The sequence below is a fragment of the Endobacterium cereale genome, assembly GCF_009617585.1.
Lineage (GTDB): Bacteria > Pseudomonadota > Alphaproteobacteria > Rhizobiales > Rhizobiaceae > Neorhizobium > Neorhizobium cereale.
In genome coordinates, this window is the sequence record NZ_WIXI01000050.1 from 401,436 (window position 1) to 426,301 (window position 24,866).

At 60.4% G+C, this 24,866-nt stretch carries 23 protein-coding genes; 9 read left to right on the forward strand and 14 right to left on the reverse strand.

The genetic code is table 11. The annotated features are described in order from the left end of the window. Positions 1-115: 115 nt before the first annotated feature. From GAO09_RS25330 to GAO09_RS25345, 4 genes are all read right to left on the reverse strand, one after another. Positions 116-325, reverse strand: coding sequence for a hypothetical protein (locus GAO09_RS25330; RefSeq protein WP_153359015.1), 210 nt, complete (start codon positions 323-325; stop codon positions 116-118). A gap of 211 nt (positions 326-536) precedes the next feature. Further along, entirely contained in the window at positions 537-1,853 is a 1,317-nt protein-coding gene (locus GAO09_RS25335; RefSeq protein WP_153359017.1) for a homoserine dehydrogenase, read from the reverse strand. Between the two features lie 75 nt (positions 1,854-1,928). After that, positions 1,929-3,149: an LL-diaminopimelate aminotransferase gene (locus tag GAO09_RS25340; protein WP_153359019.1), complete on the reverse strand. Its 1,221-nt coding sequence runs from the start codon at positions 3,147-3,149 to the stop codon at positions 1,929-1,931. Between the two features lie 99 nt (positions 3,150-3,248). After that, a complete protein-coding gene (locus tag GAO09_RS25345; protein ID WP_153359020.1) occupies positions 3,249-3,647 on the reverse strand; it encodes a hypothetical protein in 399 nt (132 codons plus the stop codon). Between the two features lie 124 nt (positions 3,648-3,771). On the opposite strand from GAO09_RS25345, the gene GAO09_RS25350 reads away from it, so the two are divergent. The 4 genes from GAO09_RS25350 (at position 3,772) to radC (ending at position 8,118) form a co-directional block, all read left to right on the forward strand. Then, complete coding sequence (locus GAO09_RS25350) at positions 3,772-5,625, forward strand: PHA/PHB synthase family protein (RefSeq protein ID WP_324184752.1); 1,854 nt, start codon at positions 3,772-3,774, stop codon at positions 5,623-5,625. Positions 5,626-5,637: 12 nt separating this feature from the next. Then, positions 5,638-6,345, forward strand: a complete 708-nt coding sequence (gene sfsA, locus GAO09_RS25355) for a DNA/RNA nuclease SfsA (RefSeq protein ID WP_153359022.1) — start codon at positions 5,638-5,640, stop codon at positions 6,343-6,345. A gap of 101 nt (positions 6,346-6,446) precedes the next feature. Further along, entirely contained in the window at positions 6,447-7,283 is an 837-nt protein-coding gene (map, locus tag GAO09_RS25360; protein ID WP_153359024.1) for a type I methionyl aminopeptidase, read from the forward strand. 1 nt (position 7,284) lies between these two features. Continuing rightward, positions 7,285-8,118 carry a RadC family protein gene (gene radC, locus GAO09_RS25365; RefSeq protein WP_153359026.1) on the forward strand — a complete coding sequence of 278 codons (834 nt, stop codon included), beginning with the start codon at positions 7,285-7,287 and terminating at the stop codon, positions 8,116-8,118. A 19-nt stretch (positions 8,119-8,137) separates the two neighbouring features. Here the strand turns inward: radC and GAO09_RS25370 are convergent, their stop codons facing one another. Further along, the gene (locus tag GAO09_RS25370) at positions 8,138-9,034 is read right to left on the reverse strand and encodes an SDR family oxidoreductase (RefSeq protein WP_153359027.1); all 897 of its coding nucleotides are present in this window, start codon (positions 9,032-9,034) and stop codon (positions 8,138-8,140) included. A 104-nt stretch (positions 9,035-9,138) separates the two neighbouring features. Here GAO09_RS25370 and GAO09_RS25375 point away from each other — a divergent pair, with 104 nt between their 5' ends. Beyond that, positions 9,139-9,993, forward strand: a complete 855-nt coding sequence (locus GAO09_RS25375) for a helix-turn-helix transcriptional regulator (protein WP_153359029.1) — start codon at positions 9,139-9,141, stop codon at positions 9,991-9,993. Between the two features lie 9 nt (positions 9,994-10,002). On the opposite strand, the gene GAO09_RS25380 is transcribed toward GAO09_RS25375, so the two are convergent. The 7 genes from GAO09_RS25380 to GAO09_RS25410 all read right to left on the reverse strand — a co-directional run bounded on the left by GAO09_RS25380 (position 10,003) and on the right by GAO09_RS25410 (position 18,644). Further along, the gene (locus GAO09_RS25380) at positions 10,003-11,814 is read right to left on the reverse strand and encodes an ABC transporter ATP-binding protein (RefSeq protein ID WP_153359031.1); all 1,812 of its coding nucleotides are present in this window, start codon (positions 11,812-11,814) and stop codon (positions 10,003-10,005) included. Beyond that, positions 11,811-12,569 (reverse strand): DUF1028 domain-containing protein, encoded by a 759-nt coding sequence (locus GAO09_RS25385; protein ID WP_153359033.1) that lies wholly within the window; start codon positions 12,567-12,569, stop codon positions 11,811-11,813. Before GAO09_RS25385 ends, GAO09_RS25380 begins: the two co-directional genes overlap by 4 nt. Positions 12,570-12,572: 3 nt before the next feature. Further along, positions 12,573-14,357, reverse strand: coding sequence for a gamma-glutamyltransferase family protein (locus GAO09_RS25390; protein ID WP_153359035.1), 1,785 nt, complete (start codon positions 14,355-14,357; stop codon positions 12,573-12,575). A 20-nt stretch (positions 14,358-14,377) separates the two neighbouring features. Beyond that, positions 14,378-15,250 carry an ABC transporter permease gene (locus GAO09_RS25395; protein WP_153359037.1) on the reverse strand — a complete coding sequence of 291 codons (873 nt, stop codon included), beginning with the start codon at positions 15,248-15,250 and terminating at the stop codon, positions 14,378-14,380. After that, entirely contained in the window at positions 15,247-16,194 is a 948-nt protein-coding gene (locus GAO09_RS25400; protein ID WP_153359038.1) for an ABC transporter permease, read from the reverse strand. Before GAO09_RS25400 ends, GAO09_RS25395 begins: the two co-directional genes overlap by 4 nt. A gap of 69 nt (positions 16,195-16,263) precedes the next feature. Beyond that, positions 16,264-17,772, reverse strand: coding sequence for an ABC transporter substrate-binding protein (locus tag GAO09_RS25405; RefSeq protein WP_153359041.1), 1,509 nt, complete (start codon positions 17,770-17,772; stop codon positions 16,264-16,266). A gap of 86 nt (positions 17,773-17,858) precedes the next feature. Continuing rightward, positions 17,859-18,644, reverse strand: a complete 786-nt coding sequence (locus GAO09_RS25410; RefSeq protein WP_153359043.1) for a FadR/GntR family transcriptional regulator — start codon at positions 18,642-18,644, stop codon at positions 17,859-17,861. Positions 18,645-18,855: 211 nt separating this feature from the next. Between GAO09_RS25410 and sthA the strand changes: the two genes are divergently transcribed. Further along, positions 18,856-20,343, forward strand: coding sequence for a Si-specific NAD(P)(+) transhydrogenase (gene sthA, locus GAO09_RS25415; protein ID WP_153359046.1), 1,488 nt, complete (start codon positions 18,856-18,858; stop codon positions 20,341-20,343). Beyond that, positions 20,340-20,684 (forward strand): hypothetical protein, encoded by a 345-nt coding sequence (locus tag GAO09_RS25420; RefSeq protein ID WP_153359048.1) that lies wholly within the window; start codon positions 20,340-20,342, stop codon positions 20,682-20,684. Before sthA ends, GAO09_RS25420 begins: the two co-directional genes overlap by 4 nt. Positions 20,685-20,798: 114 nt before the next feature. On the opposite strand, the gene rpsD is transcribed toward GAO09_RS25420, so the two are convergent. After that, complete coding sequence (gene rpsD, locus GAO09_RS25425) at positions 20,799-21,416, reverse strand: 30S ribosomal protein S4 (protein WP_153359050.1); 618 nt, start codon at positions 21,414-21,416, stop codon at positions 20,799-20,801. A gap of 334 nt (positions 21,417-21,750) precedes the next feature. On the opposite strand from rpsD, the gene GAO09_RS25430 reads away from it, so the two are divergent. Then, complete coding sequence (locus tag GAO09_RS25430; protein ID WP_153359056.1) at positions 21,751-22,731, forward strand: TerC family protein; 981 nt, start codon at positions 21,751-21,753, stop codon at positions 22,729-22,731. A 320-nt stretch (positions 22,732-23,051) separates the two neighbouring features. Beyond that, complete coding sequence (locus tag GAO09_RS25435; protein WP_153359058.1) at positions 23,052-23,312, forward strand: DUF982 domain-containing protein; 261 nt, start codon at positions 23,052-23,054, stop codon at positions 23,310-23,312. A gap of 13 nt (positions 23,313-23,325) precedes the next feature. Here GAO09_RS25435 and GAO09_RS25440 read toward each other — a convergent pair whose 3' ends face one another. Continuing rightward, entirely contained in the window at positions 23,326-24,849 is a 1,524-nt protein-coding gene (locus GAO09_RS25440) for a helicase HerA domain-containing protein (RefSeq protein WP_153359060.1), read from the reverse strand. Between the last annotated feature and the right edge of the window lie 17 nt (positions 24,850-24,866).

Genomic DNA, 24,866 nt, shown 5'->3' on the forward strand with positions numbered 1-24,866 from the left:
TCTAGCCTATTCAGCCCACACCCCACAATGGGCTGGCGAATCATGACGGCGCACAGCCACAAGAGGCCACGGAAAAAAGTGACCGCAGAGAAAGGCAGGCCGGGCCGGAAAAGGCCTAGATCAGCCAGACGATGAGCGAGATCACCATCACAAAAAACGCCGGAACCGACAGAAGAACCAGAAGCGCCGCCCAATTGCGCGTGCCCTGAAAATCATCGTCGCTTTCGCTCCCCTTCCAGCCTTCGAGCAGTCGAATATCGGCAATCCTGTCCGTTGCCGCTTCAACGATCAAACGTGACAGGTCTTCCGCCACACCCAATGACATTTCAGAGAGCCTCCCGTATTTTCTGGTTGTAGGTTTTTATATCTCAAACCCAAATACAAAACCAGCCCGAGGGATTTACGGGTAAGATCTTACCAAAAATAATCTTAATGCAGTTCGGGAGCTTTGCCGCAACGCGGCACATGTCTGCATCTCATACTTTAGATGCAGACATGCTGTAGAAGTAAAATATCTGTGAGCGGCTCAGCTGTTCTTAAAACGCCTTGGGGCGTTCGATGCGTATCACCTGCGGTTCGCCCGCCAGATACGTTCCCGACTTGATGGCATCAACCGCCTGACGGACAGATTGCTCGGTCGTTGCATGGGTCACGAGGATGATCGTCTTGGAGTCCGTTTCCGATCCCTTGGCGCGTTGCACGATCGATTCCAGCGATATGCCGTTGTCGGCCATGCGGGTCGCCACATCGGCAAACACGCCGGCCCGATCGAGAACCGTCAGGCGGATAAAATAGCCACCTTCATGGCTCTGCATCTGGGCCTGTGTGTAAGGCGCAAGCGTCGAGGCCGGATTGCCGAGCACCGGCACGCGCTGGGCGCCCGGACGGCTCTTGGCGATGTCGGCGATGTCACCCAGCACGGCCGAGGCGGTCGCATTACCACCGGCGCCGGGGCCGACCATCAGCAATTCGCCGAGAATGTCGGATTCGATCGCCACCGCATTGGTGACGCCATCGACCTGCGCGATAACACTGTCATGCGGCACCATGGTCGGATGCACGCGCTGCTCGATACCGGTATCGGTGCGCAGCGCGACGCCAAGCAGCTTGATGCGATAACCGAGGTCGGCTGCCGCCTGAATATCCTCGATGGAAATGTTGGAAATGCCTTCGAGATAGATCTCGTCGGCCGCGATCTGCGTGCCGAAGGCGAGTGTCGTCAGGATGGCGAGCTTGTGGGCCGTATCATTGCCCTCGATGTCGAAGGTCGGATCGGCTTCGGCATAACCGAGATGCTGCGCTTCCTTCAGGCACGCCTCGAAGGACAGGCCTTCCTTCTCCATCCGGGTCAGGATGTAATTGCAGGTGCCGTTCATGATGCCGTAGACGCGCGACACGGTGTTGCCGGTCAGCGATTCACGCAGCGCCTTGATAACCGGGATACCGCCGGCAACGGCCGCCTCGTAGTTCAGCAGCGCGCCCTTTTCTTCCGCCATGACAGCGAGTTCGACGCCGCAGCGTGCCAGAAGCGCCTTGTTGGCGGTAACGACATGCAGGCCGCGCGAAAGGGCCGCGCGCACCGACTGGTCGGCAGCACCTTCGGCACCACCCATCAACTCTACGAAAACGTCGATATCGGCGGTATTCGCCATCTCGACTGCCGAATCGAACCACTGGATGGCAGACAGATCGACGCCGCGATCACGGCTCTTGTCGCGTGCGCTGACCGCCGTAATCGTAATCGGGCGTCCACATGTCCGGGCGAGTTCGTTTGCACGTTCGCCAAGAATGCGCACCAGGGACGAGCCCACGGTGCCAAGACCCGCGATGCCGATTTTGAGGGCGTCTGCCATCTGTCTTTATCCTGATTTTTTGTTTTCAAAGGCGGGGGTGGCCGGAAGCTCATCCGGCCACGGATAGAAGTTCGATCAACGATGCGCGTTGAGTGAGATCACATTGTGCATGGTCTCGTCGGCAGTCGACATGAACTTCTTGATATTGCGCGCAGCCTGGCGGATGCGGTGCTCATTTTCGACCAGTGCGAGACGCACGTAATCATCGCCCTGCTCGCCGAAACCGATGCCCGGCGCCACGGCCACATCGGCCTTCTCGACCAGCAGCTTGGAGAACTCAAGCGAGCCGAGATGGCGGAATTTTTCCGGGATCTTTGCCCAGGCGAACATGGTGGCCGCCGGCGGCGGCACTTCGAAACCGGCCTTGCCGAAGGTGTCGACCATCACGTCGCGGCGCCGCTTGTAGACATTGCGGACTTCGGCAATGTCGGTACCGTCACCGTTCAACGCATGCGTCGCGGCCACCTGGATCGGCGTGAATGCGCCATAATCGAGATAGGATTTGACGCGCGTCAGCGCAGCGATCAGGCGATCGTTGCCGACGGCAAAGCCCATGCGCCAGCCGGGCATGGAGAAGGTTTTCGACATCGAGGTGAACTCGACGGCCACATCGATCGCACCCGGCACTTCCAGAACAGAAGGCGGCGGCGCGTTTTCGTCAAAATAGATTTCCGAATAGGCAAGGTCGGACAGCACGATCAGCTCATGCTTTTTCGCGAACGCGATGACGTCCTTGTAGAAATCCAGCGTGGCGACATGCGCCGTCGGGTTGGACGGGTAATTGATGATCAGCGCCAGCGGCTTGGGGATCGAATGCTTGACCGCGCGCTCGAGTGGCGGAAAGAAGCTTTCGTCCGGCTCGACCGACATCGAACGGATCACACCACCGGCCATCAGGAAGCCGAAGGCGTGGATCGGATAGGTCGGATTCGGGCAAAGGATGACATCGCCCGGCGCCGTGATGGCCTGCGCCATGTTGGCAAAGCCTTCCTTGGAACCGAGCGTGGCGACGACCTGCGTATCCGGGTTCAGCTTCACGCCGAAACGGCGGGCATAATAAGCGGCCTGCGCCCGGCGCAGACCGGGAATGCCCTTGGACGACGAATAACGGTGCGTGCGCGGATCCTGAACCACTTCGCACAGCTTGTCGACGATTGCCTTCGGGGTCGGAAGGTCGGGATTGCCCATGCCGAGATCGATAATGTCCGCGCCACCCGCTCGCGCGCTGGCCTTCAAACGGTTGACCTGTTCGAAGACGTAGGGCGGTAGGCGCCGGACCTTATGAAACTCTTCCATGTCTCTCCCCTTGGAAGGATAAAAGCCTTGAACCGCAACCAATGCGGCTCACATCAGGCTGGAGGCGTGCTTTGCGACCAAATTAGCGCAAACGCAAGCCTATTGGCCCGAGATTTTCGCGTCAGCTTCAGTGACGTGACCGGTCGCCACGGCCTGCAGTTCGGCCACGCGCTGCTGATATTCCCGCTCGGAGATGGAACCATTGCTGCGGGCACGCCCGAGGGCAGACATCTGCGATTCCTGGCTGGTATATTCCGCATCATCGATCTGGCTATTTGCGGCGGTCAGCTTGCCGTCGAAAGTCGGATAACCCGTGCCCTGCCTGCGCGCGACCGGACCGGCAGTGACGGCGCGTGTCGAAACGACAGTCGCCTGCGGCGCCGTGTTGGGAATGCCGTCATCCAGCGCAAAGGAATTGCAGCCGGAGACACCCACCGGAATGGCGATCAGGGCAGCCACGAAAGCCAGTCTGCCGAACCCATGCCTCATTTTTTCCATTCCCTGCGTCCACCTTTCATCGAAACGTCTGTTGGCGAACGCCAATCGCTGGACTTGTATTCGCTTTCGAGCGCCATATACAAACGAAAATGGACTTTAATTCAACAGAGACCGGACGGCCAGCGTGAGCGCAAAAAAAGACCAGACCGGCAATACGGAAAACCAGGGTTTTCCCGGGTTCGATCCCGCATCCGTGGACGCCTATCTGGTCAAGGATCCCCACACGCTTGCCATGAATATTGCCCGCGCCGCCGAAAATTTTGGCAAGGCCGCGACGGAATGGCTCGGGCCCCGCGAGCGCGGCGAGCTTGTGGATACGCTCGACCCACTGACCGACCTGATCAAGACGCTCTCCAAAGTGGCAGAATATTGGATGGCCGAACCGCAGCGGACGCTCGAAGCGCAGACCCTGCTTCTCTCCAGCTACATGGCCATCTGGTCGCGCTCCGTCGCACGCTTTTCCGGAGAACCGGTGCCGCCGGAACCGGAAATGCCAAAAGACAAGCGATTCTCCGACGAAGACTGGGCGAAAAATCCGTTCTTCGCCGTGCTTCGGCAGGCCTATGTGGTGACAGTGGCGTGGGCCGAACAACTGGTCAAGCAGGCGCAGGATCTCGATGAACACACCCGCCACAAGGCGGAGTTCTATCTGCGGCAGGTGACAGCGGCGCTTTCCCCCAGCAATTTCGCACTCACCAACCCGGAAGTGTTTCGCGAGACCGTCGCCTCCAGCGGCATCAACCTCGTGCAGGGCATGCGCATGCTGGCCGAGGATATTGCGAAAGGCGGCGGCGAGTTGCGATTGCGCCAGACCGACGAAAGCCGTTTCGAACTCGGTCGCGATCTGGCCATCACCCCCGGCAAGGTCGTCGCCCGCAGCGAAATCTGCGAAATCATCCAATACGCGCCGACAACGGAAAACGTATTCAAACGGCCGCTGCTGATAATTCCGCCATGGATCAACAAGTTCTACATCCTCGACCTGACGCCGCAGAAAAGTTTTGTCCGCTGGTGCGTGGAACAGGGGCATACCGTGTTCATGGTGTCCTGGGTCAACCCGGATGAGCGCCACGCGGCGATGGGCTGGGGAAGCTACATCAACGACGGCGTCGATTTCGCGCTGAAGACGGTTTATGCCGCTAGCGGCGAACGGAATATCAACGCCATCGGATATTGCGTCGGCGGCACGCTGCTCGCCACTGCCCTTGCCCGCAGAAACGAAAAACCGAAATCGCGCCAGCCGCGCGTCGTGTCCGCCACCTTTCTGGCGGCACAGGTGGATTTCACCCATGCCGGCGACCTGAAAGTGTTTGTCGACGAGGAACAGTTGGCCATCCTCGAAAAGCACATGACCGATGTCGGTTATCTTGCCGGCTCGAAGATGGCGACGGCCTTCAACATGCTGCGTGCCTCGGAACTGATCTGGCCCTATGTCGTCAGCAACTATCTCAAGGGCCGCGATCCCCTGCCCTTTGACCTGTTGCACTGGAATGCCGATTCCACCCGCATGACGCCGGCCAACCACGCTTATTACCTGCGCAACTGCTATCTCGATAACGCCTTGAGCCTGGGGAAGATGGAACTGGCCGGCCAGCCGATCTCGCTCTCCGACATCAAGATACCCGTCTACAGCCTCGCCACACGCGACGACCACATCGCGCCTGCAAAGTCCGTCTTCAAGGGCAGCATGCTGTTCGGCGGCCCAACCGAATTCGTGCTGGCCGCTTCCGGCCACATCGCCGGCGTGGTGAATCCGCCGGAGCGGAAAAAATACCAGTACTGGTCTGGCGCACCACTCTCCGGCACGCTCGATGACTGGATCGGCGCCGCCTATCCCGAAGAAGGCTCATGGTGGCCGCACTGGCAGGCATGGATCACCGCGCAAGACGACACCCAGGTTCCTGCCCGCCAGCCGGGTGACGGCAAGCTGAAACCGCTTGGCGATGCGCCCGGCACCTACGTCCTCGTCCGCTCCTAAGTTAGTACAGGAATGCTCTTCTCATCTCCCCTCGTGCCGGCCACGCTGATCAGCCGCTACAAACGTTTTCTGTTCGATGCCGTGCTGGAAGACGGCTCGACCATCACCGGCTCCTGCCCGAACACCGGCTCGATGCGCGGCCTGACAACACCCGGCTCACGCATCTGGCTGTCCGAACACGACAGCCCCACCCGCAAATATCGCCACATGTTCGAGATGATCGAGGCGGATGACACAACCGTCGGCATCAATACCGGCCTGCCCAACAAGCTTGCCGAAGAAGCCATCCTTGCCGGTATCGTGCCCGAACTTTCCGGCTACGATCTCCTGAAGCGCGAGCAGAAATACGGACTGAAATCACGTATCGATTTCCTGCTCTCGGGAAACGGTCGGCCGGATTGTTATGTCGAGGTCAAAAACGTGCATTTCGTGCGCACGCCCGGTCTTGCCGAATTTCCCGACACCGCCACCCAACGCGGCGCCCGTCATCTCGATGAACTCGGGGATATGGTCGAGGCCGGCCACCGCGCCGTGATGCTCTACGTTATCCAGCGCAATGATTGCGATGCCTTGCGTATCTGTGGCGATCTCGATCCGGTCTACGCCGCAGCCTTTAGACGAGCCGCCTCCCGTGGCGTCGAAGCCTATGCGCTGGCCTGCGAGGTGTCGCCGGAGGAAATCCTGGCGACGCGACTGATTGCGGTGGAAGAGCTTCTTTAAAGCCGAATCTCACCACAAATCCGCCTCCCCTAAATCAAGGTAATGGACGAACCCCGTCCCACTCCTTTATGAACAGAGGGAAATATCATGAAGGCTTGGCAATGGTAAGTTACATCGACGCGGTTTCCGCTCCCTTGAAGAACACTGGCGCAATCCGGCTCTATACGACCGAGGATTTCGCCGGCATGCGCAAGGCATCGCAACTGACCGCCCGCTGCCTCGATGAACTGGCGTCGCTCGTCAAGCCCGGCGTCACCACCAATGCGCTCGATCGTTTCGTTTTCGAATTCGGCATGGACAATGGCGCCTTGCCTGCGACACTGGGCTATCGCGGCTACAAATATTCGGTCTGCACCTCGCTCAACCATGTCGTCTGCCACGGCATGCCGGATGACAAGCCGCTGCGCGAAGGCGATGTCGTCAACATCGACGTCACCTACATTCTCGACGGCTGGTATGGCGATTCGAGCCGCATGTATCCGGTCGGCCAGATCAAGCGTGCCGCCGAACGGCTTCTCGAAGTAACCCATGAATGCCTGATGCGCGGCATTGCCGCAGTTCGCCCCGGCGCTCGTATCGGCGCCATCGGTGAAGCCATCCAGACCTATGCGGAAGCACAGCGCTGCTCCGTCGTGCGCGACTTCTGCGGCCACGGTGTCGGCCAGATTTTTCACGATACGCCCAACATCCTCCATTACGGCCGCGCCGACGAAGGCCCGGAAATGCGCGAAGGCATGATCTTCACCATCGAGCCTATGATCAATCTCGGCAAGCCTCATGTGAAAGTGCTTAGCGATGGCTGGACGGCCGTCACCCGCGACCGTTCTCTGTCGGCACAATACGAACATGCCGTCGGCGTCACCGCCACAGGCTGCGAGATCTTCACGCTGTCGCCGGGCGGCCTCGACCGCCCCGGTCTGCCACCACTACAGGGCTGACATGGCAAAACCTCCCGCCTCCCTCTTGTCCGACGGTGATAATTCCGCAGACGAAGCGGAGGCGGATGAAGCTTTTGTCGACGAACGCGGTTTCTTTGCCGAACAGGCAGGTCGGCGCGACAATATCAAGAAAGCCATAGAGGTAAGCGGCGCAACGGAGCCACCGGCGCATTACCACGGCCACCGCGAACGCCTGCGTGACAAATATCGCGACCATGGCGATACCTCGCTCGCGGACTACGAAATCCTCGAACTGCTGCTGTTCCGGTCCATCCCACGGCGGGATACCAAGCCGCTCGCCAAAATCCTGATCGCCCGTTTCGGCAATCTCGCGGGCGTGCTCGGCGCACCGCTTGGCCTTTTGCAGGAAGTGAAGGGTATCGGCGAGAATGTCGCGCTGGACCTGAAACTCGTCGCCACAGTCGGCCAGCGCATGCTCAAAAGCGAGCTTCGTGAAAAGCAGGTGCTGTCGTCATGGTCGTCGGTCATCGACTACTGCCATGCGGCCATGGCCCATGAGCCCCGCGAACAGTTTCGCATCCTCTTCCTCGACAAGCGCAACGCCCTGATTGCCGACGAGGTGCAGGGGCACGGCACCGTCGATCACACACCGGTCTATCCGCGCGAGGTGGTGCGGCGCGCGCTAGAACTCTCGGCAACGGCCATGGTGCTCGTCCACAATCATCCCAGTGGCGATCCGACCCCGTCCCGCGCCGATATCGACATGACCAAAACGATCATCGACACGGCCAAACCGCTCGGGATTGCCGTGCATGACCACATCATCATCGGCAAGGACGGCCATGCCAGCCTCAAGGGGTTGAGGCTGATTTGACCATTCGCGCCATGGGCCATCAACCGGCGAAATAGGCGTCCTGATCGAGATCGGCGAGCAGGCCCGGCTGCGTCGGCCTCCAGCCGAACAGAACCGCAGTCTGCGCGCTCGATGCCGGCGAATCCATGCCGGCAAAATGGGCGAACCAGCCAAAATGGTCGGCGACTTCATCGCCCGTCTTCGACACGACCGGAACATTCAGATGTCGCCCGATAAGCTCGGCAATTTTCCGGAAGGCGATGCCCTCCTCCGCCACGGCATGATAGCGCGGCACGGCCGCACCATGTTCCAGAGCCAGCCGGTAAAGCCGTGCCGCATCCAGCCGATGCACGGCCGGCCAGCGGTTCTCGCCATCACCCACATACGCGGCAACGCCCTTCTGCCGCGCCAGATTGATCAGCAGCGGCACAAAACCATGATCGCCAACACCGTGAACCGATGGAGGGAGCCGCACGAGCGAGGCCCGCACGCCGCGTTCAGCCGCAGCCATCGTCGCCTCTTCGGAAGCGACACGGGGAATGACCGAGGAGCCGACATTCGGCGCGTCGTCTTCCGTCGACGGGCGGCCAAGCTGCAGAAGCCCGGTCCCAGAGGTCACCAGAAGGGGTCGGTCGGAACCGACGAGTTCATCGGCCAGCGCAGCGATGACATAGCGATCGGCCTCGCAGCTTTCCTTAAATTTCGAAAAATCGTGGTTGAAGCCGGTATGGATGACACCATCGGCCTTGGCCGCACCGGCCCGCAGGCTGGCATGGTCATCCAGCGAACCACGATGCACATCGGCACCGGCCGCCTCCAGCGACGCCGCACCGGCATCGGAGCGGGAAAGCCCTAAAACCTGATGGCCGGCATCGAGAAGGTCGCGGACGACGGCCGATCCGACAAAACCCGTTGCACCCGTTACAAAGACGCGCATATGAAATCCTCATGCTCTATGCTGATAATCGTCAACTAGAGCCGAGGCTTACGGGTTAAAAGCCGTGACCTTATACCGGTATCGCGACTAACAGGCTGATATCCATGCCACCGATCGAGACATCCACGGACAACACGACTGCCGAAAATCTGCTAGGCAATTACCTGCGCGACCGGCGGGCCAAACTCGATCCGAGTGATTTCGGCATAGAGACCGCACGGCGGCGCACGCCCGGCCTTCGCCGCGAAGAGATCGCCCAGCGCGCCAATGTCAGCGCCACATGGTACACATGGCTGGAACAGGGCCGCGGTGGAGCGCCGTCTGCCGATGTGCTCGACCGTCTGGCTCGCGCCATGGGCATGAATGCCGTCGAACGCGAACACCTATTCCTGCTCGCCCAGCACCGGCTGCCGGAGATACGACGGCTGCCATTCGAGCCGGTTTCGGCGCAATTGCAACGGGTTCTCGATTCGATGGAATTCAGCCCGGCGCTGGTGCGCACAGCGCTCTGGGACGTGGTCGCCTGGAATGACGCGGCATCCGCCGTTCTCTACGACTACGCGACGCTGAAACCGAACGAGCGCAACATCCTGAAACTGGTGTTTCGCCATGCCCGCAAGGTCATGCCGCATTGGGAAATAGATGCCCGCAATGCCGTCGCCGCTTTCCGGGCAGAAGCGGTCCGCACCTGCGATCCGCAGGCTGTGCAGGCGCTGGTCGATGAACTCAGCGCCCAGCACCCGGAATTCGCGGCGATCTGGGAGGATTACGATCTGCAGAATTACGGCGAAGGTTTCAAACGCATGCGCCATGCCACGGCCGGCGATTTGGCCTTCGAATATTCGTCCTTCGCGGTCGATGGCCGGCCGGATCTCGGCCTGATGATTTTCACCCCGGCAACCGCCACTGACGCAGAACGCGTCAGGGCGTTTCTCAACGATCGCCGGGCCAAGGCCTGAACCTGTCCGTCAGCCCAGCTGCACCAGATGGCCTTCCGACACTTCCCGGTACTCGCGAACCGGCGGCTGGTAATCCATGCCGCGCACCGGGCTTTTCAGCTCGTCGTTGGAAATGCCGCGGCGAACGCCACGACGTGCCGGATCGGGCACGGGCACCGCCGATATCAGCTTTTTCGTGTACGGATGCTGCGGATTTCCGAACACCGATGCGCGTGGACCGATCTCGACAATCTCGCCCAGATACATCACCGCCACCCGGTGACTGACACGTTCGACCACAGCCATATCGTGGGAGATGAACAGGAAGGCGATATCGAGGTTCTGTTGCAGATCGAGCAGCAGATTGCAGACCTGCGCCTTGATCGACACGTCCAGCGCCGACACGCTTTCATCCGCCACGATCACTTTCGGATCGAGCGAAAGCGCCCGTGCAATGGCGATACGCTGACGCTGGCCACCGGAAAATTCGTGCGGATAACGATCCGCCATGTCGGCTGACAGGCCAACCTTTTCCAAGAGGTCAGCGGTCTTTTCCTTCGCCTGTTTTGCCGTGCCGAGCTTGTGCTTGATGAACGGTTCGGCAATCGCCGAGCCGACGCTCATACGCGGGTTGAGCGACGAGAACGGGTCCTGAAAGATCATCTGCACGCTTTTGCGCATGTTGCGAAGACCAACCTGATCGAGACGCATGACGTCATAACCATCGAGCGATACCTCGCCCGAGGTCGGCTCGATTAGCCGCATGATCGAACGACCGGTCGTCGACTTGCCGCAACCGCTTTCACCGACCAGCGACAGTGTCTCGCCCTTGAACAGGTCGAACGAAACGTTCTCCACCGCATGCACCGCGCCGGTCTGGCGCGAAAACAGGCCGGAGCGCACCGGGAAACGAGTGATCAGGTTTTTCACCGCCAGAAGCGGCGTCTTGCCCTTGCCGACCGTATCCGACAATTCGATCGGCTCGGCTGCCTCGCCTGTCTTCACGTCAACGATCGGGAACCGCGTCGGGCGCTGACGGCCTTCCATCGAGCCGAGTTTCGGCACGGCCGACAGAAGCGCCCGCGTGTAGGGATGCTGGCCACGGAGAAAAATGTCTTCGGTGGCACCGGCCTCGACCTGATCGCCACGGAACATCACGATGGTGCGGTCGGCGATTTCGGCGACGACGCCCATGTCATGGGTGATGAAGAGAACAGACATGCCCTCCTCTTCCTGCAAAATCTTGATCAGGTCGAGGATCTGGCCCTGAATGGTCACGTCGAGCGCCGTCGTCGGCTCGTCGGCAATCAGCAGCTTTGGCTTGGAAGCGAGTGCCATGGCGATCATCACGCGCTGGCGCATGCCGCCGGAAAACTGGTGTGGATATTCGTCGAAACGCGACGAGGCATTGGGGATGCGCACCTTCTCCAAGAGGCGCACGGTTTCAGCGCGCGCTTCGGTCTGGGTCATGCCCTTGTGCCGAATGAGAACCTCGGAGATCTGCCGGCCGATCGTGAAAATCGGGTTCAGCGATGTCATCGGCTCCTGAAAGATCATCGCGACATCATTGCCGCGGACGCCACGCATTTCCTTTTCCGAAAGCGCCAGAATGTTCTGGCCGTTCAGAAGGACTTCACCCTCGATACGGCTGGAACCCTGCGCCAGAAGCCGCATGATCGACAGCGAGGTGACGGATTTGCCGGAGCCGGATTCACCGACGATGGCCACCGTTTCACCGGCATTCACATCGAAGGAAATATTGCGCACGACGGTCTTCCAGCCATCGCCGGTCCTGAAGGATGTCGTGAGATTGCGGACGGACAGAACGGGAGCATTGGTCATAGGGGCTTCCATGGTTTTGCGAAGGATGCAGATGGAAGGCCCTTGGCCTCGCGTTCCGCTTCCAGCGCCGCAATCTTGCGGTCGATTTGCGTCCGGTCGGTCAGACCGTGGGGATTTTGGCGTGTCGGCATGGTGTCAGTGACATGCAGGAAACGTTCTTGCGCGACGGTGAGAAGCCGGCGCAGCTCGGCCAGCGGATCGGCATGGTCGTCGGCGCGAATATCGAGCCAGGGGTAATCCTGATCGCGGTAAAGAACGAGCGCCGCAGACTGTTTGCCGCGTTTGTCGCCGCCCGCCGTTTCACCGGCATCCATGGCATCGAGCAGGCGTTCCGCCAGCGGCTTAGCAGTGCCCTCGCGATAGACACGCATGGTCTCTTCGATGACCTGCGGCCCGGCCAGCATGTTGCCGGCCACGGACACGCCGTCCTCGACCAGATGCCCGGCCCAGTCGATGCATTTTTCGCCGGTGAAGGCGGCATTGCGTCCCGCAGCGTCAATCAGATGCATCTGGCGCTGTTGGTGGCCATCATCACGCTGCGTCAGGGCGGCGATGATGGCGTCGGGCGCAAAACCCTCCGCCAACATCTTCAGGCCGTCCGTACCGTAAAGGGGGCTGACAAAGGCCTGCGTGGCGATCGCGCCAACACCACCACGGATATGCGGGACGGCGGAGCCGACCGAAAAGAACCGGCTCGCCACGGCGATGCCAAAATGCCCGCTGTCCGGGTCGCGTGCCACGATCGACCACGTCATGGCTTAACGTCCTACCGCATAGGCCTGCATCAGCCGCGGCGTGGCCGCCGCCCTCAGCAGACCATCGGCCTCGCGCTTGGCAGCCGTCAGGCGACCGACGCTCCAGGCATCGGCGACCGTCACATCATGGCCGCGTTTGCGCAGATCGCCGAGTGCTGCCTCACCGACGCTCGTTTCAACCATGATATTGCCCGGCTGGCTGGTGCGCGGATAAAACGAGCCCGGAAAATGCGTGGTGTGGAACAGCGGCATGTCGATGGTCGCCTGCAGGTTCTTGCCGTGGTGCACGTAGCGCAGGAAGAACGGCAACTGCCACTGGTCCTGCTGGTCGCCGCCGGGCGTGCCGAAGGCAAGCGTCGGGCGGCCCTGATGCAGCGCCAGCGACGGCGTCAGCGTGGTGCGCGGACGACGGCCCGGTGCGAGGGAGGTCGGCAGGCCATCCTTCAGCCAGAACATCTGTGCACGCGAATTGAGTGCGAAACCGAGGCCCGGCACGATAGGCGAGGACTGCAGCCAGCCACCCGACGGCGTGGTGGACACCATGTTGCCCCAACGGTCGATGACGTCGATATGCACGGTATCGCCGCGCTTTTCCGAAAGATGCGCCATGGTCGGCTCATAGACCGCACCCTTGCCGCTGAACGTGCCCAGCATCGACATGGTGAGGTCGTACTGATTCTCGAAACCGGGCAGTTTTCCCGGACGAAGTTCATAGGAAGCCTCGGTGCCGATCAGCTTGCGGCGCTCGTCGTTATAGGCATCCGACAGCAGCGTCTGCATCGGCACCTGCGCGAATTCCGGATCGCCGTAATAGACTTCGCGGTCGGCATAAGCGAGCTTCATCGCCTCGACGACGGTGTGCACGAATTCCGGGCCGGTCGGGTCCATCGATGCCAGATCGATCTTCGACAGAAGCGCCAGCGACTGCAACAGAACCGGTCCCTGCCCCCAGCTCGGTGTCTTGGCAACGGTCCAGTCATGATAGTCGTAGGTCTGCGGCGCCTCGATGGTGGCGCTCCAGCCGGCCATGTCGGCGGCGGTCAGCACGCCCTTGTGCTTGGATCCGCTGGCATCCATCACCTCGGCGGTCTTCAAAAAGTCCTCGATCGCCTCGGCAACGAAGCCGCGATAAAAGGCGTCGCGGGCCGCATCGACCTGCGCCTCACGGCCGCTCACGGCCTCGGATTCGCGGATGATGCGCTTCCAGGTTTCGGCCAGAACCGGATTCTTGAAATTTTCAAGCGGCTCAGGCGCGGAACCGCCCGGCAGCCACGTTTCGTAGGAGGTCGGCCATTCTTGTCTGAAAAACTCGGCCAGCCCCTTGATGGTGGCGGAGACGCGCGGCAGCACCGGATGACCGTGTTCGCAATAATAGATCGCCGGTTCCAGCACTTCACGCACGGACATGGTGCCGTAGTCGCGCAGCATCAGCATCCAGCCATCAAAGGCGCCGGGAATGACGGTCGACAGCAGGCCGTCGCCGGGGATCAGCTTCAGCCCTTCCGAGGTGTAATGCTCGATCGTGGCGCCCGCCGGGGCCGGACCCTGTGCGCAGATCACCTCGACCTTGTCCTTCTTGGTCGAATAGATGATCGCCGGCATGTCGCCACCGGGGCCGCACAGATGCGGCTCGACCACCTGCAGCACGAAACCTGTGGCAACGGCGGCGTCAAAAGCGTTGCCACCCTTTTCGAGGATGGCCATGCCGACCGCCGATGCGATCCAGTGGGTGGAGGTGACGACACCGAACGTGCCGAGGATTTCAGGCCTTGTCGTAAAGTCACTCATGTTTGCATTCCTTGGATAAATTAGCTTTCGCGGGGATCCAGCGCATCGCGCAGGCCATCGCCGAGAAGATTGAAACCGATAACCACGAGGAAGATTGCCGCACCCGGCCACATCGCCATCCATGGCGCCTGGCTCAGAAAGTTCTTGGCGACGTTGAGCATCGAACCCCAGCTGGGTGCCGGTGCCTGCTGGCCGAGACCGAGGAAGGACAGAGAGGCTTCGGCAATGATGGCGGTCGCCACCGTCAGCGTCGCCTGCACGATGATCGGTGCAAACACGTTGGGCAGGATGTAACGCGTCATGATGTCGACATGGCCGAGACCGACCGAACGGGCGCCCTCGACATAGTCTTCCGTCTTCACCGCCAGAACCTGACCACGCGTCAGCCGCACAAAAATCGGCATGGCGGAAAGACCGATGGCGATCATCGCATTGGTGAGGCTCGGGCCGAGGAAGGCGGCGAGTGCAATGGCGGTGATCAGGAACGGCATGGCCAAGAGCGCTTCGGTGACACGCTGGATGACCTGATCGACCCAACCCCCGAAATAGCCGGAGAGCAAGCCGAACGGCACGCCGATGGCAACGGCGATTGCCACCGACACCACACCCGCCATCAGCGAGGCACGTGCACCCCAGATCATGCGGGAGAGAATGTCGCGGCCGAGATCGTCGGTGCCGAGCCAATGGGCGGCCGACGGTGCCTTGCGGATTGCGCCCCAGCTTGTGGCAATCGGATCGGGGATCGGCAGGATCGGCGCCAGAATGGCAAGGATCGCGAAAAAGGCGATGATCACCAGGCCGACAAGCGAACCACGATTGGCCTTCATCTTGCGCCAGGCGCGGCTTTTTTCGCGCGGTTTCAGGATCGGTGCGGTCTGTTCGATAACGGTCATAGCGTGGCCCTCAGGCGCGGGTTGAGAGCCGCGTACAGCACGTCGGCAATCAGGTTCATCACGATGAAGCCGATGGCCGTGCACATGACGATGCCCTGCACCACGGCGTAATCACGGGTGAAGACGGCATCGACGGTCATCTTGCCGAAACCGGGAATGGTAAAGATCTGCTCAGTCAGAACGGCGCCGGCCAGAAGCTCGCCGAACAAAAGCGCTGTCAGCGTTATGATCGGCAAAAGGGCGTTGCGGAACGTGTGGCTGAGAATGACCTCGCGCGGCGACAGGCCTTTTGCGCGGGCGGTGCGGATATAATCAGAACTCAGCACACCGAGCATGGCGGACCGCGTGTGGCGCATCAGCTGTGCGGCCAGCGCCGTCGACAGCACGAAGGCCGGCATGATCATGGTTTTGATCGAGCGCACCGGATCGACAAAGATCGATTCGTAACCGGATGCCGGAAGCCAGCCGAGCTGCACGGAGATCAGCAGGATAAGCATGATGCCGAGCCAGAAATTGGGAACCGAAAGACCCGACAGCGCCACGATATTGGCGATGTAGTCGATGGCGCGGTTCTTGTAGACGGCGGCGAGAATGCCGGTCGGAATACCGATCAGCAGCGCAAAGATCATCGCCATCACGGCAAGCTGGATCGTTACCGGCAGTTTCTGGCCGATCAATTCCAGCACAGGCTGGTTGGTACGCAGGGAAATGCCGAAATCGCCCGTCAGCATGGCGCCGAGCCAGCGGAAATACTGCATGATCACGGGATCATTGAGGTGATATTTTTCGCGCAGGAAGTCCAGCGTTGCCGGATCGCGCTCTTCACCCGCCATGGCGAGAATGGGGTCGCCGGGCAGAAGTTTCTGCAGCGAGAACACGAAGATCGAAATGATCAACAGTGTCGGGATCGCGACCAGAAGCCGCTTGCCGATATAGACAGGCATGTCATCGCCCTCTTGTAACTTGAGAGACCGCGCGGACGTTGTTGCCCGCGCGGCGATCGTATGTCCGGATTACTTTTTGGAGACGCCCAGCAGGCGCATCATGCCATCCGGCGAAGGGGAAAAACCCTCGACCTTTTTGGAGATGGCGTAGGCATAGGGGTTGTGGCCGAGATAGATGATCGGCATGTCGTCGGCGAGGATGACGCTGGCGGCATCATATTTCTGCTTGCGAACCGCATCGTCCTGCGAGGTGCGGGCCTCATTGAGCAGCTTGTCGACTTCCGGGTTGCAATATTTCACGTCGTTGATGCCACCCTTGCAGGTGACGAACTGGTGAATGTTGCCATCCGGGTCGATACGGCCCGACCAGTCGGAACGCGAAAGCTGGTAGTTGCCGGCGGTCTGTTCCGAAAGCAGCGTAGCGAACTCGGTTGCCTTCAGCGACACATTGAAGCCGGCTTCCGCCACCATCGACTGGATGACCTGCATGGCCTGCGTCTGCGTGGTGTTGTTGGCGTGCTGAAGCTCGATATCGAGCGTTTCGTAGCCGGCTTCCTTCATCAGCTTCTTGGCTTTTTCAACGTCACGCGCCTCTACCGGCAGGTCCTTGTTGAACCACGGGCTGGTGGATGGGAAAGGCTGGTTGCCGGCAAGTGACGTGCCTTCGTAGACGATCTGGCCGAGCGCTTCGCGGTCGATCGCCAGCGAGAACGCCTGACGCAGGCGCTTGTCCTTGCCGAGCGGGTTGTCGGCGCGCGCACCGTTGTTGATATTGACATACATGGCCATGTAGCCGGGGCCGATAACGTCGGCATAGGTGAGGTTCGCATCATCCTTCACCGACTGCGCGTCGGAGGCGGCGATACGCTCGGCGATGTCGAGATCACCCGAACGCAGGTTGGCGAGCTTTACCGTGGTATCGGGGATCGGCAGGAAGGTCAGCTTGTCGACGAGGATCTTGTCCTTGTCCCAGTAGTCGGCAAATTTTTCCAGAACGATACGGTCTTGCTGGATACGCTCGACGAACTTGAACGGGCCGGCGCAGACAGGCTTGGAGCCAAAGTTGGCGCCGAGTTCCTTGGCTGCCTTGGGCGCGACGATCATGCCGGCGCGGTCTGTCAGCTGCGCGAGCAGCGTCACGTCGGGCGATTTCAGCGTGAACTTCACTTCCAGCGGGCCTGATGCCTCAACCTTGGCGACGGAGGAAAGCTCGCTCTTGCGACGCGATTCCGGCAGCGTCATGTTGCGTTCGATGGTGGCGACGACTGCCGCCGCATCCAGAACCTCGCCGTCGTGGAACTTCACGCCGTCGCGGATCTTCATGGTCAGCACTTTGCCGTCTTCAGACCACGCCCATTCGGTGGCCAGCTGCGGCACGATCTTCATGTTCTGGTCGATATCGACCAGCTTGTCGCACATCGAGGTGTAGACGATACGGCCGACAAAGGTACGCGACTGCGCCGGGTCGAGAACGTCGGCATCGTCATTGAGACCGATGCGCAGTTCGGCGGACATGGCGGGTGCGGCCAGAAATGCGCTGGCCAGCAGCGCCGAGGTAAGCTTGGCAAATTTCTTCATATTCGTTCCTCTGGTCTGATTTGACACTGTTTTTGGCATTGTTCTTGTTGGCCGCCCGAAAAGGTGCGGCAGGTATTTCGAAAAACTCAGGAGGCAGCGCTGAGCTGATCTCCTTCGTCATCAAGAGCTTCCAGCGCGGCGATGTCCGCATCCGTCATGCCCGCTTCGTCCAGCGAGGTTGCCCGGATCAGCCGTGCCTGGTGCATCAGCAGATGCTGGCGCATCGCCTCGCCGGCCTTGCCCGGATCACGCTCGGCAATGGCATCAACAATGGCATGGTGCTGCAGATAGGAGGCACGCGCATTCTTGCCGACGCGACGGGCGCGTTCGCGGATCGACTGCCAGACCTCATCCTGACGGATGCGGTTGACGACATCGAAAATCGACAGGAACAACTGGTTGCCGGCACTCTGTGCGATCTGGCGATGCAACGCGCCATCCCACAGCTCCTTGGCGTCGGCATCGGTGCTCTGGCCGATCTTTTCGGCCAGCGACCGCATGCGATCGACTTCGGCGGGTTTGGCGCGCATCGCCGCCAGCTGCGCCAGTTGCGGCTCGATGCGCAATCGCACTTCCATGATCTCCAGCATGTCGGTGCCGGCGACCAGCGCGTCGACATGATTGCCCCAGTCGTCGGGTTTTTCGCCGACAAAGGTTCCCGCTCCCTGACGGCGCCAGATCAGCCCTTCGGACTCCAGCACTTCCAGCGCACGACGAACCGAGCGCCTGCCGACGCCAAGCGTTTCCGACAGCGCACGCTCGGTCGGCAGCTTGCCGTCAGCCAGCGTATCACTGGCTATCAGCGCCCGCAGGCGCCCCAGAGCATAGGCGGAATTGTCATGCGATGCTTCGCTCACTGCCGGACCATTCATTGAACCAATTTCGAATTGGTTCAAGACAAAGGCATTTCACCATTCACGTCAAGCTAGTTTTTCATCAATTTTTCGCACTGCACAAATCGTGTGCACATGCGTAAAAAAACTGGCAAACCGCAATCAATCCGTTAGAAAATTACTGTAGAAATTGCGACAATTGGTCGCCATATTGCGCATTCGACCGAGCACACCAAGCCGGAGCTATTTTATGAATCACTATGATCTGATCGTCGTCGGCAGCGGCCCCGCAGGCCGCCGCGCAGCCATTCAGGCTGCCAAGCTGGACAAAAAAGTTCTTGTCATTGAACAGGGCAAACGAGTCGGCGGCGTTTCCGTCCACACCGGCACCATTCCTTCCAAAACGCTGCGCGAAACGGCCCTCAATCTGTCCGGCTGGCGCGAACGCGGTTTTTACGGCCTCTCCTATCGCGTCAAGCAGGAGATCAGCGCGGAAGACCTGCGCCGCCGCCTGCTAATCACGCTCGACCACGAGGTCGAGGTGCTGGAACACCAGTTCTCGCGCAACCGCGTCCAGCTGATGCGCGGCAAGGCGACCTTCGTCTCCAAGGACACGATGGCGATCGAGAAGGAAGATGGCGAGATCCTGCACGTGCAAGGCAACAGCATCCTGCTCGCCGTCGGCACCAAACCGTTCCGCCCGGATTATATCCCCTTCGACAACAAGACCGTTCTCGATAGCGACGAATTGTTGGACATCGAAAAACTGCCGCGCTCGCTGGTGGTCATCGGCGCCGGCGTCATCGGCATCGAATACGCCACCATCTTTTCGGCGCTGGACACAGCCGTCACCGTTATCGATCCGAAATCGACCATGCTCGATTTCATCGACAAGGAAATCGTCGAGGATTTCACCTACCAGCTGCGTGATCGCAACATGAAGCTGCTGCTCGGCCAGAAGGCCGAAAAGGTGGAGCGACTGCCCGATGGCAAGGTCAGTGTCACCGTCGAAACCGGCCGCCGCATCGTTGCAGACATGGTTCTGTTTGCCGCCGGCCGCATGGGTGCAACCGACAATCTCAACCTCAAGGCCGCCGGCCTCGAGGCTGACAGTCGCGGCCGCCTCAAGGTCAATCCGGAAACCTTTGAAACCTCCGTGCCCGGCATCTTTGCCGCTGGCGACGTCGTCGGCTTCCCAAGCCTTGCATCGACCTCGATGGAACAGGGTCGCATCGCTGCCCGCGTCGCCGTCGGCGCCATCAGCAAGGAGCCGCAGAAGTATTTCCCTTACGGTATCTATGCCGTGCCGGAAATTTCCACCTGCGGCCTGACGGAAGAGGAAATGAAAGAGCGCGGCATTCCTTATGAATGCGGTATCGCCCGCTTCCGCGAAACGTCGCGCGGCCATATCATGGGCCTCGACAACGGCATGCTGAAGCTGATCTTCTCGCTGAAGACGCGCCGTCTGCTCGGCGTCCACATCATCGGCGAAACGGCGACCGAACTCGTGCATATCGGCCAGGCCGTGCTCAATCTCAAAGGCACGGTGGAGTACTTTGTCGAGAACACGTTCAACTACCCGACGCTTGCCGAAGCCTACAAGATCGCTGGCCTCGACGCCTGGAACCGCATGGGTCCGGCAGTGCCCAAGGACGACACCGTTGCCGGCCAGCCAGCCGAAAAGGTGACGGCAGCCGAAACCACCGAGCCACAGAAGAAAAAAGCCACCGCCAAGTGAGGCGTCCGCTCGGCAAGGAACGTCCGCGTTTTGGCCAGCGCCATCCGGTGCTGGCCTATTTCGCCACGATCATCGCCATCGCCGTCTTCGCCCTATTTCCGCTGATCTCGGCACTCACCAGCCTCTGGATTGCCGATGCGGCCGGCTGCCGTGTCGATGAAGCCGGCAGCTACCCTTGCATGATGTTCGGCACCGATATCGGCGAGCTTCTGGCCTTCCTGTTCATTCTCGGCTGGCTGGGCATGGCGACCGTGCCGCTCGGCTTTCTGGGGTTTCTTGCCTGGACCGGCTTCGTCATCACCCGAATTATCCGCAAGCGCCGTCGCCAAACTCAACAATAGGCAACAGCAGCAAGCACAAAACGAAAAAGCCGCCTTCGGAACAAGGCGGCTTTTTCATACGGCAGATACAAAAATGGCCCCTTGCGGGGCCATTCTCGAAAAGTTTCGTCGCGATTAACGCGAGTAGAATTCGACGACCAGCGACGGTTCCATGATGACCGGGTACGGTACATCCGAAAGCGACGGTACGCGAGCGAAGGTGGCAACCATCTTGTTGTGGTCGACTTCGACGTAGTCAGGAACGTCACGTTCAGCGAGCGAAACGGCTTCGAGAACCGTTACGAGCTGCTTCGACTTCTGGCGAACTTCGATAACGTCGCCGGCCTTGCAACGGTAGGAACCGATGTTGACGCGAACGCCGTTGACCGTGACGTGGCCGTGGTTGACGAACTGACGGGCAGCAAAGACCGTCGGCACGAACTTGGCGCGGTATACGATCGCGTCCAGACGCGATTCCAAGAGACCGATCAGGTTTTCACCGGTGTCGCCCTTGCGGCGGTTGGCTTCTTCGTAGATCGCGCGGAACTGCTTCTCGCGGATGTCGCCGTAGTAGCCCTTCAGCTTCTGCTTGGCGCGCAGCTGCACACCGAAGTCCGAAAGCTTGCCCTTGCGGCGCTGGCCGTGCTGGCCCGGGCCGTATTCGCGGCGGTTAACCGGGGACTTCGGACGACCCCAGATGTTTTCGCCCATACGGCGGTCAATTTTGTACTTGGACGATTCGCGCTTGCTCATCGCATTTCCTTTCGGATTGTTACACCGGTTTGTTGCCAAACCGGATGAAGGAAACACGCCCTCCTCTGAACCTCGTTTTTGGAAGTTCTGACAGGCTTCTCACGATAGCGACCGGAGAAAGCCACGGGACATGTCATTGAAACACCGGGCTTTGACACCCGGCGTTGGCGGGGTGATTACGGACATGTCATCAAAATGTCAACAGGCCGGCATTGAATTGCTGTGCGCCGCAGCCCATTCTTGGTCGTGGGATCCGGGCCCCTCTGGCGTATACCGGACAATACGTGATGTCGGATCCCCTTTAAAGCCAACCTCGTCCGGATAAGGTTGACTGATGGAACTCCTTTACATGGATTTTCTCGGCACGCCCACATGGATGTGGGCGATCTTCATTTCGCTTGTTCTCGGCCTTCTCGCGCTTGATCTCGGCGTCCTCCACAAGGATGCCAAGGAAATCGGCGTGAAGGAAAGCATGCTGATGTCGGCGTTCTACATCGCCATCGGCATCGCCTTCGGCGGGTGGATCTGGTTCCAGCAGGGCCAGCAACCCGCCGTCGAATATCTTACAGGCTTCGTCGTCGAAAAAAGCCTCGCGATGGACAATATCTTCATCATCGCGATGATCTTCTCCTATTTCGCCATTCCCCGACTTTACCAGCACAGGGTTCTGCTCTGGGGCATTCTGGGCGTCATCGTATTGCGCGGCATCATGATCGCCGGCGGCTCGATGATCGTCGAAAACTTCAGCTGGGTTCTCTATCTGTTTGCCGCTTTCCTGGTTTTCACCGGCATCAAGATGCTGGTCTCGTCCGACCATGACGAAAGCGATATCGGCAACAATGCGATGTTGAAATTCCTGCGCCGCCGCCTGCCGGTGACGAAGGAGCTGCATGGCGAACGCTTCTTCGTCAAACAGGCAGACGACAAGACCGGCAAGCTGAAGACATTTGTGACGCCCCTCTTCCTGGCACTGATCATGGTGGAACTGGCCGACCTCGTCTTCGCGGTCGACTCGATCCCGGCGATCTTTGCGATCACCACGGATCCCTTCCTGGTCTACACCTCGAACATCTTTGCCATCCTCGGCCTGCGTGCGCTCTATTTCGCGCTGGCGGCCCTGATGCACCGCTTCGCCTATCTGAAATATTCCCTGGCAGCGGTACTGATCTTCGTGGGTTCGAAAATCTTCGTCGCCGACATGCTGGGCATAGCCAAAATCCCGCCGTCGATCTCGCTCGGCGTGACCGTCTCGATCCTTGCTGCCGGCATTATCGGCTCACTCTGGGCGACAAGAAACGAAAAACAGGAAGCATAAGGGCAACCGCATCCGCCCATGCTTCAGGCGAGAGGCCCCGGCATAACCTGCCGAGGCCTCAGCTCGATGACGACTTTCCAATCGCCGGCATCGTCATCCTTGCGCTTGTCCCAAGGATCTAACCACGTCACCGATATCTAGCCGCAGCAGATCCTCGGGACAGGCCCGAGGATGACGACGGTCAGGTTTTCGGCTCTTATCGGCAGCCTGACACTCCGGCCTCAGCCGCCCGCAAACACTTACGCTTTGTTAAGCGCATAAGAAGGTGCTGATTGAACGCGCCCGGTGGCCTCCCATGTTGATATCAGGAGGAAATCAACATGCCCAAGCACAAGACGACCGAAAGCTGGACGGCACCAATCCACGTCGAGGATCCCGACACGGGCCAGGAAGCCACCATCGGCAGCACCCAACAGGCAAAGGATGTGCTCGACCATGCATGGCCGGCCTATCACGGCAGCCAGTTCGAACGGGCGGAACATGCCTGCGAGGAAGCGCTCGCCGGCCATGCCTCACCGGAGGACGCGCGTCGCGCCTTCATTGCAGCAGCCGTCGAGGCGCATCTGCACCTGCATTCGTAATCGGGAAAAGCTATTATTCGGCAGCGATCTTGGCGTCATTGCCATCCGGCGCCTCGGCGCTGCCCGGCGCCGTTTCGGCCTGCAGATCCGGGAAGGCGACGATGCGCTTGCCGGTAAAGTCCGTATGGACAACGATCAGCCCCTGCTCCTCGAAATACCCGAGAAGACGACGGGCGCGACGCGCCGAATGGGTGCCATAGGCCCGCGCAATACGGGCGTCGGACGGACAAGGTTCGCCACCGAGCGCCGCCTTGGCCATCATCAGGAACACACCCTGCAGATCGTCCGAAACGCCGTTCGAGAGCGACAGAACGGTTGCCCATGCCTCGCTTGCCGCCATTGTCGCGTCAACGCCCGAACGCGCGATCGCGGTACGGCGACGGAAATCGCTGAGCGAGATCGGCGCACCCGGCAGGCGGCGCATACGCGCACGCACCAGAAAATCCTGATAGAGCACGGCATCGGTGCGATAGGCCGATTGCGGATCGTCGAGGATTTCCGACATCACCGCCACTAAACGTTCTTCACGTTCCTCTTCCGACAGTTCCGGCACCGGCACGCGCGGCTCGGATGGTGCCGGCTGCATGATCGCCGGTGTAGAACGTGAAAGTTCGGCCAGAATATCCGTAGTCGGGCGCGGTGCCGGCGTCGGGCGACGCACAGCCGTCAGCGGGCGCGCGAACTCTTCCGGGTCCGGCGTAAAGATCAGGTCTTCGACATCCTGCGGCGCATCCGGCAGCGGCATCAGTTTTGGACTGGACGAGCGCGCAGACGTCTCCACCGCACCGATGACGATTGGCAGCGGACGACGCGACAGCGCCGGGCCAAGCGCTACAAAATTGCCGCGCTTCAGATCACGGAACATCTCCGCCTGCCGACGGTCCATGCCGAGCAGGTCGGCGGCGCGCGCCATGTCGATATCGAGAAAGGTGCGCCCCATCAGGAAGTTGGAAGCTTCGGCCGCGACGTTCTTGGCAAGCTTTGCCAGACGCTGTGTGGCGATGACACCAGCCAGACCGCGCTTACGGCCACGGCACATCAGGTTGGTCATCGCGCCGAGAGACATTTTTCGCGCGTCTTCGGAAACGTCGCCGCCGACCGAGGGGGCAAACATCTGCGCTTCATCGACCACGACCAGCACCGGATACCAGTAATCGCGATCGGCATCGAACATGCCGTTGAGGAAGGCGGCGGCGGCGCGCATCTGCTCTTCGAGGTCCAGACCTTCGAGCGTCAGGACGCAGGAGACACGGTTCTTGCGGATACGGTTGGCAATGCCGGCAAGCTCGGCTTCGGTGCGTTCGCCATCAACGACAACATGGCCGAACTTGTCGGAAAGGGTAACGAAATCGCCCTCGGGATCGATGACGACCTGCTGCACCCACGGCGCGGACTGTTCCAGCAGGCGGCGCAGAAGATGCGATTTTCCCGAACCGGAATTGCCCTGAACGAGAAGACGGGTCGCCAGCAGCTCTTCGATATCGAGCTTGGCGGCGTCCCCTCCCGCCAGATTCCCCATATCGATGCCGACCTGCAATGCACTGCCCTCGTCTG

Excerpts from the sequence above, each read along its gene's own strand:
- GAO09_RS25330 (WP_153359015.1), bottom strand. The coding sequence starts at position 325 with ATGTCATTGGGTGTGGCGGAAGACCTGTCACGTTTGATCGTTGAAGCG.
- GAO09_RS25335 (WP_153359017.1), bottom strand. The coding sequence starts at position 1,853 with ATGGCAGACGCCCTCAAAATCGGCATCGCGGGTCTTGGCACCGTGGGC.
- GAO09_RS25340 (WP_153359019.1), bottom strand. The coding sequence starts at position 3,149 with ATGGAAGAGTTTCATAAGGTCCGGCGCCTACCGCCCTACGTCTTCGAA.
- GAO09_RS25345 (WP_153359020.1), bottom strand. The coding sequence starts at position 3,647 with ATGGAAAAAATGAGGCATGGGTTCGGCAGACTGGCTTTCGTGGCTGCC.
- sfsA (WP_153359022.1), top strand. The coding sequence starts at position 5,638 with ATGCTCTTCTCATCTCCCCTCGTGCCGGCCACGCTGATCAGCCGCTAC.
- map (WP_153359024.1), top strand. The coding sequence starts at position 6,447 with ATGGTAAGTTACATCGACGCGGTTTCCGCTCCCTTGAAGAACACTGGC.
- radC (WP_153359026.1), top strand. The coding sequence starts at position 7,285 with ATGGCAAAACCTCCCGCCTCCCTCTTGTCCGACGGTGATAATTCCGCA.
- GAO09_RS25370 (WP_153359027.1), bottom strand. The coding sequence starts at position 9,034 with ATGCGCGTCTTTGTAACGGGTGCAACGGGTTTTGTCGGATCGGCCGTC.
- GAO09_RS25375 (WP_153359029.1), top strand. The coding sequence starts at position 9,139 with ATGCCACCGATCGAGACATCCACGGACAACACGACTGCCGAAAATCTG.
- GAO09_RS25380 (WP_153359031.1), bottom strand. The coding sequence starts at position 11,814 with ATGACCAATGCTCCCGTTCTGTCCGTCCGCAATCTCACGACATCCTTC.
- GAO09_RS25385 (WP_153359033.1), bottom strand. The coding sequence starts at position 12,569 with ATGACGTGGTCGATCGTGGCACGCGACCCGGACAGCGGGCATTTTGGC.
- GAO09_RS25390 (WP_153359035.1), bottom strand. The coding sequence starts at position 14,357 with ATGAGTGACTTTACGACAAGGCCTGAAATCCTCGGCACGTTCGGTGTC.
- GAO09_RS25395 (WP_153359037.1), bottom strand. The coding sequence starts at position 15,250 with ATGACCGTTATCGAACAGACCGCACCGATCCTGAAACCGCGCGAAAAA.
- GAO09_RS25400 (WP_153359038.1), bottom strand. The coding sequence starts at position 16,194 with ATGCCTGTCTATATCGGCAAGCGGCTTCTGGTCGCGATCCCGACACTG.
- GAO09_RS25405 (WP_153359041.1), bottom strand. The coding sequence starts at position 17,772 with ATGAAGAAATTTGCCAAGCTTACCTCGGCGCTGCTGGCCAGCGCATTT.
- GAO09_RS25410 (WP_153359043.1), bottom strand. The coding sequence starts at position 18,644 with ATGAATGGTCCGGCAGTGAGCGAAGCATCGCATGACAATTCCGCCTAT.
- sthA (WP_153359046.1), top strand. The coding sequence starts at position 18,856 with ATGAATCACTATGATCTGATCGTCGTCGGCAGCGGCCCCGCAGGCCGC.
- rpsD (WP_153359050.1), bottom strand. The coding sequence starts at position 21,416 with ATGAGCAAGCGCGAATCGTCCAAGTACAAAATTGACCGCCGTATGGGC.
- GAO09_RS25430 (WP_153359056.1), top strand. The coding sequence starts at position 21,751 with ATGGAACTCCTTTACATGGATTTTCTCGGCACGCCCACATGGATGTGG.
- GAO09_RS25435 (WP_153359058.1), top strand. The coding sequence starts at position 23,052 with ATGCCCAAGCACAAGACGACCGAAAGCTGGACGGCACCAATCCACGTC.